Source organism: Lysobacter sp. Soil_N_23, from assembly GCF_057656135.1.
On record NZ_JBDGKY010000015.1, the window covers coordinates 108,750 to 116,613 of the forward strand.

Genomic DNA, 7,864 nt, shown 5'->3' on the forward strand with positions numbered 1-7,864 from the left:
CCCATGGCGGTCGCCGAAGAGCCCCAGCGTCCGCCGCGCAGGACCCGATTCCGGCGGCAGCTGCGCAGCCGCATCATCCTTGCCTTTGTGTTGCTCGGCTTCGGCCTGACGGCGCTGTTCGCCTGGGCGACGAACTGGACCCGCAACCGGGTCGAGAACCAGATCGTCGAAGACGTGATGAACCGCAACATCGATCAGGCCGCGCGCCAGTTCGAAGCAGGCGGCGACACCACCTTCGCGGTGGAGCAGATCCGCGCCTACGTCTACACGCCCGACAAGTTCGACGCGGTGCGCGTCAATTGGCCGGAATGGTACGAGCTAAACGACGGCATCTACGGCATGACCGGTGTCGCCCCCAACGGCGAGCCATTCTCCTACAAGCTGGCGGTGCGCAAGACGCCCCAGGCATGGTTCTTCCTCGCCTACGACATGTCGCAGGCGACGCGCGGCGAAGCCCAGTTCCAGCGGGCGATCTGGGCGTCGGTGTTCCTGTTCACGGTGTTGTCGCTGCTGGTCGGCTGGTGGTCGGCCTCACGCGTGATGAGTCCGGTCTCGGAGCTGGCCAACCGCCTCAAGCTGTCCGGGCGAAGTTCGGAGCCGGAGAACCTGGCATCGCACTTCCCCGACGACGAGGTCGGCCAGCTCGCCGAGGCGCTCGACGATTACGCCGAGCGCCTGACCGAAGTGGTCCAGCGCGATCGCGAATTCAACGCCGACGTCAGCCATGAGCTGCGCACGCCGCTGGCGGTGGTGAAGGGCGCGGTCGAACTGCTGCTGTCGCGCCCGGATGTCGACGACAAGACCCGCAACCGCCTGCTGCGCATCCAGCGCGCCGAGCAGCAGTGCACCGACCTGATCAGCGCTTTGCTGCTGCTGTCGCGCAACGAACGTGGCCATGGCGCCACCGATGTCGCCCGGGTCGCCGAGCAGTTGCTCGACGCCCACCGTGCCCAGCTCGGCGGCAAGCCGCTGGAGCTGCGCGTGGAAGGCGAGCAGGGCCTGATGGTGGATGCGCCGGAAGCAGCCGTCTCGGTCGCGCTGGGCAACCTGATCGGCAATGCCGTCAAGTACAGCAACGAAGGCGAAGTGGTGGTGCGACTGGGCAGGAAGTCGGTCGCGGTGATCGACTCGGGTCCGGGACTGAGCGCCGAGGATGCCGCCAAGCTGTTCCAGCGCGGCTATCGCGGCACGCATGCCGCGCATTCCCAGGGAGGCGGCATCGGCCTGTCGATTGTTCGCCGCCTGTGCGCGCTGTATGGCTGGGAAGTGCAGGTGCGTCCGGGCGAGGAGCGCGGCGTGGTCGCCACGCTCGCGTTCGCCGACGACGTCTTCCCGCACGTCTGAGCTGGCAACCTGGTTGTAGGAGCGAGCTTGCTCGCGAAAGGCATCCCGGATCGCCGAGGCCCTTTCGCGAGCAAGCTCGCTCCTGCCCGTTACAAACCGCTGGAAACGACAGCGCGTAGGGATCCTTCATCGAGGATCTCGATCCAGTTGCGATGCAGCCGCACGCCACCTTGGCGCTCGAACAGCTTGAGGTTCCGGCTTACCACTTCTCGCGCGCTGCCGATGTCGCTGGCCAGCTGGCAATGAGTGGCCATGACCGCACCGTCGACAGCGCGCGCGAGCATGCAACGTGCAAGGCGCACGTCGATGCGTTCGCTGGTGATGCTTTCGATTCGTCCAATCAGGTGCCCCAGGCGCTGGGCGTGGTCGCGGAACACAAAGCGACGGAACGGCTCGCTTTCGCTGAGTCGGCGTTGAAATACGTCCGGTAGCAGAACCAGCGCCGATATGTCGCTCTCCGCATGGCCGTCCACCGGATACACCTGCTTGCCAAGCACGCAGGCGTTGGTGATCGCACAGGCCTCCCCAGGCGAGACGCGGTAGAGGACGACCTCCTGGCCCGAGGCTGCGAGGCGGCTGATCCGCCTTTCTGACGTCGGTCAATTGCCGCAGGACGCTTGCCGCTGGGGGCGATGATTCTGGCCAGCCGGTCCGGGCGTCCACCCAGGACGCTATAGCCAGCGCCCAGGGTGCTTGTCGACGCGGCTTGCGCAAGCTATGACTTGCATGCGTTCCTGGCGCAGGTGCGTATGCCGAAAAGCTGATACAGCGGGCACCAGGTAATCAACGCAGTAGCGAAGGGGATGACTCCGATCCAGCCCCACGGTGTTTTGGGTCCGATGAAGACCAGCGCGATGAGCGCAATTCCGATCAGCAGACGGATCGTACGATCCGCCGCCCCGACATTCCTGTTGAACATGCTTGCATCCTCTGAGTTCGTCCGAAGGATTGCCCGATGGGAAAATGCCCGCGCGGACAGTCGGAGCGAACGATAGGAGGGCGCGTGGAGTGCGTCAGTGACTTTGTCACCCGGGCATGCGGGCGAGGACGCGGCGCGTTCGCCGATATGGACGTCGCGCGCGTCCAGGTCCGCGTTGTGGATGTAGGAGCGAGCTTGCTCGCGAAAGGACCTCGGCGATCCGGGATGCCTTTCGCGAGCAAGCTCGCTCCTACAAAGAGTGCGGGTCAGACCGGCTCGAGCCAGCCGTACTTGTCCGGCGTCTTGCCGTCGAACAGACCGAAGAACAGCTCCTGGATCCGGCGCGTCACCGCGCCCGGCTTGCCGCTGCCGACCTGGCGGCCGTCGACCGAACGGATTGGCGTGATCTCGGCGGCGGTGCCGCACATGAACAGTTCGTCGCACAGGTACAGGTATTCGCGCGGAAGATCGCGTTCGATCACCTCGATGCCGGCGTCGCGGGCGAGGGTGATGATGGTGTTGCGGGTGATGCCGTTGAGCAGCGCGGCGCTGACCGGCGTGGTGTGCAGGGCGCCATCGAACACCAGGAACAGGTTCTCGCCGGCGCCTTCCGAGAGCAGGCCGGTCGAGGCCAGTGCGATGCCCTCGCCGAAGCCCAGGCGGCGAGCTTCGCGCGCGACCAGCTGGCCCGACAGGTAGTTGCCGCCGGCCTTGGCGCCCGCCGGAAGGGTGTTCGGCGCGAAGCGCTGCCAACTCGACACGCAGGCATCGATGCCCTGGTCGAGCACGCTGGCGCCCAGGTACTGGCCCATCTTCCAGGTCGCCACGGCGACGTCGGTCGGCGTGTCTGCCGACAGGCCGAAGCCACCCAGGCCGCGGTAGGCCACCGGACGCAGGTAGTCGGTGGTGTTGTCGTTGGCCTTGAGCACTTCGCGGCAGGCGGCGTTGATCTGCTCCAGCGAATAGGGAATCGCCATGTCGTAGATCTTGGCCGAGGCATACAGGCGCGTGTTGTGGTCGGTGAGGCGGAAGATCACCGGGCCGGAAGGCGTCTGGTAGCAACGGATGCCCTCGAACACCGACGAGCCGTAGTGCACCACGTGGGCCATCACGTGCGTGGTGGCTTCGGCCCAGCGCTTGATGACGCCGTTCTGCCAGATCCATTCGGGGTATTGCATCGCCGGTCTTCCGTCAGGGGGAGACGGCTATTGTGCCTGCGTCGAGGTCCCGGGCCCAAGTCGCGACCTGGGCGCTCGCCAGGCGTCAGCCCTTGATCCACCAGCAGCCGAAGTATTTCTGCAGGCCGAACACGGTGCGCGATGGCGTGCTGCCGTTGGCCAGCGTCTGCTCCACGCGCAGCGCCACCGGCGCCTGCCTGGGCCGGGGAGGTGGCGCTGGCTCGGTGCCATCCTCGCTGGTGATGGCTTCGGTGATGGCTTCGGTGATGGCTTCCGCCGGTGGCGTGTCGCCGGGCTCGTCTGGCATGACCGGGTAGATGCCGACCAGCGGTCGCTGCACCAGCGCATCGAGCCGCTCCAGCGCGGCGTAGGCGGCGCTGCCCGACATCCCGTTCCAGTTGTAGACGCCGGCTAGGCGATTGGCGTCGCGGGCGTCGAAGGCGCCGTTGAGCTCCTGGACCAGGTCGCGAAGGCTGCGCGCGCAGCCGCCACTGCGTTCTCGCGAACCTGCCGCCGGCGCGACCTTGGGCGGCTGCTCGACGGCGCCGACATCCGGGCACTGTCGGTCGGTGAAGATGTCCATGCCTTCCGGCGTCGTGCATCTGCGCACCTGCGCGGCGACGGGCTGCCATGCCGCCGCGACGAGCAGCACGGTCATCAGCAGGCATTTCGACATCGGCATCGGTGCAGACTAGCTGGGGCAGGTGGAACGCGACGATACGCCCATCGCAGTCCGATCAATACCGGCCGCAGTTCAGAAGCGGACGAAGTAGCAGCCCGAAGAACGCTCCACGCCCAGTTCCAGCACCTGCTGCGGCTCGGAGAAGACCAGTTGCATGGCGCCGGCGCCATCGTCGGCGCTGGCCAGCGACGGCCAGAAGCTGGCGTCGACCAGCGACTGCCGCGCCAGATGCTGCAGGCGATTCATCACCAGCTGCGCCTGCTGGTGCTGCAGCCCTGGCCAGTGGAAGCTTTCGGCGATGCGATTGACGTCGCCCATGGCGAAGGCGCCCATCAGGTCCAGCGACAGTTGTCCGACGTTGCGCGCGCAGCCGCTGGCCGCCGGGCGGCGGATCGGAATGGCACCGCGCGGATTGCCCTGCAGCAGCCCCAGGCTGGCCGATGAAGACGCGTCAAAGGTGAGGCGATTGACCAGTTCGACCGACATCGGCGCAGGCGCAGCACCCAGCGCTGCGCAGGCAGTGTCGGTATAGACGGCTTGGCCGTCGCGGGCCTGGCAGCGATGGAAGCTGCCGACGGCGTGGGCCGGGGCCGCCAGCAGTAGCGCCCACAACCAGACCCAGGCCGCCACCCGGCGTGGCTGCGTGTTCATCTTCGGCCCGCGGGGGAACGGGGAAGTTCATCCTCCGCCCGCGGGCGTCAATGGCATGTGGTTGCGGGCAGGGGCAGGAGCGAGCTTGCTCGCGATCAGCGCATCCGCAGCGATTCCGCCCGGTTCGCGAGCAAGCTCGCTCCTACAGGCGCGAGATCACCGACAGTGTCGGCTTGGACAGGTTGAGCGTGTAGAAGTGCAGGCCCGGCGCGCCGCCTGCGACCAGGCGCTGGCACATGGCCGCGACCATGTCTGCGGCGAACTCGCGGATCGACTCGGCGTCATCGCCGAAGGCCTGCATGCGCTTGCCGATCCAGCGCGGGATCTCGGCACCGCAGGCATCGGAGAACCGTCGCAACTGGCTGAAGTTCGAGATCGGCATGATGCCCGGCACGATCGGCACGGTGACGCCCAGCCGGCGCACGTCGTCGACGAAGCGGAAGTACGCGTCGGCGTTGTAGAAGTACTGGGTGATCGCGCCATTGGCGCCAGCGTCGATCTTGGCCTTGAAATGGCGCAGGTCGGCGTGCGCGTCATCGGCCTGCGGATGGCACTCGGGATAGCAGCCCACTTCGATGTGGAAGTAGCCGTCGTGCTCGCGGCGGATGAACTCGACCAGTTCGGTGGCGTAGCGGAAATCGCCGGTATGACCCATGCCCGAGGGCAGGTCGCCACGCAGGGCGACGATGCGGTGGCAGCCCATGGCCTTGTAGCGTTCGAGCAGCTCGCCCAGTTCGGCGCGCGTGCCGCCGACGCAGGACAGATGCGGGGCGGCATCGAGGCCGTGGGTCTGGTGCAGGCGTTCGACCGTCTCCGGCGTGTAGCTCAGCGTCGAGCCGCCGGCGCCGAAGGTGCACGAGACGTATTCGGGGTTCTGCGATTTCAGCCTGGCCGCGGTCTTGTCCAGCTGCGCGCGCTGCTCGTCGGTCTTTGGCGGGTAGAACTCGAAGCTGATCGGGGTCATGCGTGGCCGCCGGTGCTGGGGTGGCGGACATTCTATCGCTCTATCGCGATGGAGTGAAACGGAAATCGATCGATTCCTCCCCTCACCCCGTCATTCCCGCGAAGGCGGGAACCCAGTGCCTTTCCGCGGGGCTGCAGAAAGTGGCAGGGTTGCAAGTCGCTGGGTTCCCGCCTTCGCGGGAATGACGGTTGGCTAGGTGAATGACGGGTGGTTTGTCAGGGGCGAAAAAAAACGGGCGCCGAAGCGCCCGTTTCCTTGTATCGCCATACTTGTGCAGTACGCGGCTGCGGTCGATCAGTAGCGGTAGTGCTCCGGCTTGTACGGACCGTCGGCCGACACGCCCAGGTAAGCGGCCTGCTCGTCGGTCAGTCGGGTCAGCTTCACGCCGATCTTTTCCAGGTGCAGGCGCGCGACTTCCTCGTCGAGCTTCTTGGGCAGGATGTAGACCTTCGGCTCGTAGCTGTCCTTGTTCGCCCACAGGTCGATCTGCGCCAGGGTCTGGTTCGAGAACGAGTTGGACATGACGAAGCTCGGGTGGCCGGTGGCACAGCCGAGGTTCACCAGGCGGCCTTCGGCCAGCAGGAAGATCGAGTTGCCCGGCTTTCCATCAGCATGTTTGAAGGTGTACTTGTCGACCTGCGGCTTGATGTTCAAACGAACCGCGCCGGAGGCGTTGAGCCTGTCGACCTGGATCTCGTTGTCGAAGTGGCCGATGTTGCAGACGATCGCCTGGTCCTTCATCTGCGACATGTGCTCGAGCGTCAGCACGTCCTTGTTGCCGGTGGTGGTGACGTAGATGTCGCCACGGCCCAGCGTGCTCTCGACGGTGTTGACCTCGAAGCCTTCCATTGCCGCCTGCAGGGCATTGATCGGATCGATCTCGGTGACGACCACGCGCGCGCCGTAGGCACGCAGCGAGTGCGCCGAGCCCTTGCCGACGTCGCCGTAACCGCAGACCACGGCGACCTTGCCGGCCAGCATCACGTCCATCGCGCGCTTGAGGCCGTCGGCCAGCGATTCGCGGCAGCCGTAGAGGTTGTCGAACTTGGACTTGGTGACCGAGTCGTTGACGTTGATCGCCGGCACCAGCAGCGAGCCGGCTTCGGCCAGCTGGTACAGGCGGTGGACGCCGGTGGTGGTCTCTTCCGAGACGCCTTTCCAGTCGCGCACGACGGTGTGCCAGAAGCCCGGACGCTCGGCGTGGACGCGCTTGAGCAGGTCCTTGATCACCTGTTCTTCGTGGTTGCCCGAGGCGGTGTTGACCCAGTCGCTGCCGTTCTCGAGTTCAAAGCCCTTGTGGATCAGCAGGGTCACGTCGCCGCCGTCGTCGACGACGAGCTGCGGGCCGAGGTGCTTGTCGGCGCCGGTGCCCGGGAAGGTCAGGGCGGCGAGGGTACAGTCCCAATACTCTTCCAGCGATTCGCCCTTCCAGGCGAACACCGGGGTGCCGCTGGCGGCGATCGCGGCGGCGGCGTGGTCCTGGGTCGAGAAGATGTTGCACGAGGCCCAGCGCACGTCGGCGCCGAGGTCACGCAGGGTCTCGATCAGCACCGCGGTCTGGATGGTCATGTGCAGCGAGCCGGTCACGCGCACGCCCTTGAGCGTTGCGGTGGCGGCGTACTTCTTGCGGATGGACATCAGGCCCGGCATTTCGTGCTCGGCGATGTCGATCTCCTTGCGGCCCCAGTCGGCCAGGGAGATGTCGGCAACTTTGTAATCGCCTTCGGTGGAGAATTGCTTCATAGAAGCAGGCTTGGCTACGGCATTCATTTGGAAAGCTCCGGTTTGTCTTTACCCCCTCTCCCGCTCGCGGGAGAGGGCTGGGGTGAGGGCAGGGCAGTCATCGCCTGCCAAACCGGGCGCCGTTGTGCGTGTTGCGTCCCGCCGAGCCTGATTCCGGATTGCCCGGACTTGCAGCGCCCCTCGGCGAGGCGGGCCATTTTAGCCGGTTGCGGTTGCGGATGGATGAACCCGGTGGCGCTGTCACGTCACCGGCAAGGGCAACCGCAACCGCGTCAAGCGTGATGCCTCGGCAGGGCGTCGTCCGCTGGGCCGGGGATTGCTCCGCCCCTTCGTCGGACATCCTGTCCGAAGGCGGGGCGTGGGCCATCCATGGCCCACTGCTG

General features: G+C 66.3%; 8 protein-coding genes and 1 riboswitch. Of the genes, 1 reads left to right on the forward strand and 7 read right to left on the reverse strand.

All coding sequences use genetic code 11. The annotated features are described in order from the left end of the window. Positions 1–3 precede the first annotated feature (3 nt). Entirely contained in the window at positions 4–1,344 is a 1,341-nt protein-coding gene (locus tag AC3A3X_RS12635; RefSeq protein ID WP_487583373.1) for a sensor histidine kinase, read from the forward strand. An 89-nt stretch (positions 1,345–1,433) separates the two neighbouring features. On the opposite strand, the gene AC3A3X_RS12640 is transcribed toward AC3A3X_RS12635, so the two are convergent. From AC3A3X_RS12640 to ahcY, 7 genes are all read right to left on the reverse strand, one after another. Further along, positions 1,434–1,841, reverse strand: coding sequence for a Crp/Fnr family transcriptional regulator (locus tag AC3A3X_RS12640; RefSeq protein ID WP_487583374.1), 408 nt, complete (start codon positions 1,839–1,841; stop codon positions 1,434–1,436). 218 nt (positions 1,842–2,059) lie between these two features. After that, complete coding sequence (locus AC3A3X_RS12645; RefSeq protein ID WP_487583375.1) at positions 2,060–2,263, reverse strand: YgaP family membrane protein; 204 nt, start codon at positions 2,261–2,263, stop codon at positions 2,060–2,062. Positions 2,264–2,529: 266 nt separating this feature from the next. Next, complete coding sequence (locus AC3A3X_RS12650; RefSeq protein ID WP_487583376.1) at positions 2,530–3,441, reverse strand: branched-chain amino acid transaminase; 912 nt, start codon at positions 3,439–3,441, stop codon at positions 2,530–2,532. Between the two features lie 85 nt (positions 3,442–3,526). Next, on the reverse strand, positions 3,527–4,117 hold the full coding sequence (locus AC3A3X_RS12655; RefSeq protein ID WP_487583377.1) for a hypothetical protein: 591 nt from the start codon (positions 4,115–4,117) through the stop codon (positions 3,527–3,529). Positions 4,118–4,195: 78 nt separating this feature from the next. Beyond that, entirely contained in the window at positions 4,196–4,774 is a 579-nt protein-coding gene (locus tag AC3A3X_RS12660; protein ID WP_487583378.1) for a hypothetical protein, read from the reverse strand. Positions 4,775–4,916: 142 nt separating this feature from the next. Then, positions 4,917–5,738, reverse strand: coding sequence for a methylenetetrahydrofolate reductase [NAD(P)H] (gene metF / locus AC3A3X_RS12665; protein WP_487583379.1), 822 nt, complete (start codon positions 5,736–5,738; stop codon positions 4,917–4,919). A 294-nt stretch (positions 5,739–6,032) separates the two neighbouring features. Then, positions 6,033–7,508: an adenosylhomocysteinase gene (gene ahcY, locus AC3A3X_RS12670; protein WP_487583380.1), complete on the reverse strand. Its 1,476-nt coding sequence runs from the start codon at positions 7,506–7,508 to the stop codon at positions 6,033–6,035. An 80-nt stretch (positions 7,509–7,588) separates the two neighbouring features. Further along, positions 7,589–7,669, reverse strand: a riboswitch (S-adenosyl-L-homocysteine riboswitch). Positions 7,670–7,864 lie beyond the last annotated feature (195 nt).

Bases quoted from the DNA above. Each gene is read 5' to 3' on its own strand.
- AC3A3X_RS12635 (WP_487583373.1), top strand. From the start codon at position 4: ATGGCGGTCGCCGAAGAGCCCCAGCGTCCGCCGCGCAGGACCCGATTC.
- AC3A3X_RS12645 (WP_487583375.1), bottom strand. From the start codon at position 2,263: ATGTTCAACAGGAATGTCGGGGCGGCGGATCGTACGATCCGTCTGCTG.
- AC3A3X_RS12650 (WP_487583376.1), bottom strand. From the start codon at position 3,441: ATGCAATACCCCGAATGGATCTGGCAGAACGGCGTCATCAAGCGCTGG.
- AC3A3X_RS12655 (WP_487583377.1), bottom strand. From the start codon at position 4,117: ATGTCGAAATGCCTGCTGATGACCGTGCTGCTCGTCGCGGCGGCATGG.
- AC3A3X_RS12660 (WP_487583378.1), bottom strand. From the start codon at position 4,774: ATGAACACGCAGCCACGCCGGGTGGCGGCCTGGGTCTGGTTGTGGGCG.
- metF (WP_487583379.1), bottom strand. From the start codon at position 5,738: ATGACCCCGATCAGCTTCGAGTTCTACCCGCCAAAGACCGACGAGCAG.
- ahcY (WP_487583380.1), bottom strand. From the start codon at position 7,508: ATGAATGCCGTAGCCAAGCCTGCTTCTATGAAGCAATTCTCCACCGAA.